This window comes from Streptomyces durbertensis (genome assembly GCF_014156695.1).
GTDB classification, from domain to species: domain Bacteria; phylum Actinomycetota; class Actinomycetes; order Streptomycetales; family Streptomycetaceae; genus Streptomyces; species Streptomyces durbertensis.
In genome coordinates this window covers 1-613 of record NZ_WMLF01000914.1, presented here as the reverse complement: position 1 = coordinate 613, position 613 = coordinate 1, and the positions used below count along the sequence as shown (strand labels likewise).

At 76.5% G+C, this 613-nt stretch carries 1 protein-coding gene; it reads left to right on the top strand.

All coding sequences use genetic code 11. The features are described from left to right. Positions 1–613: alpha/beta fold hydrolase (locus GL263_RS27635; RefSeq protein ID WP_182858453.1), on the top strand; the 613-nt coding region annotated here is incomplete at both ends.

Genomic DNA, 613 nt, shown 5'->3' with positions numbered 1-613 from the left:
GGACGGCCCCGACGACGCCCCGCTGCTCGTCCTGGCCCCCACCCTCGGCGCCACCTGGCACATGTGGGACCGGCAGATACCGGAACTCACCCGCACCCGGCGCGTCCTGCGCTTCGACCTGCCCGGCCAGGGCGGCGCGCCGCCCCACCCCGCGACCTCCGTCGCCGACCTCGCCGAACGGCTCCTGACCACCCTCGACTCCCTCGGCGAGACCCGCTTCGGCTACGCCGGCTGCGGCCTCGGCGGAGCCGTCGGCCTCCAACTCGCCCTCAGCGCCCCGCACCGCCTCACCGCCCTCGCCCTCGTCTCCACCTCACCCCGCCCCGGCACCCCCGACGAGTGGCGCCAGCGCGGCGTGGTCATCCGCACCAACGGACTGGACGCCATCGCCCGCAGCACCCCCGACCGCTGGTTCACCCCCGCCTTCGCCGCCGCCCAGAGCGCCATCAGCAGCTGGGCCGTGCAGATGGTCGGCAGCACCGCCCCCGGCTGCTACATCGCCGCCTGCGAGGCGAACGCCTCCTTCGACGTGCGCGGCCGCCTCAACGCGATCGGCGTGCCCACCCTCGTCGTCTGCGGCGCCGAGGACCAGACCGCCCCGCCCGCCGACGCC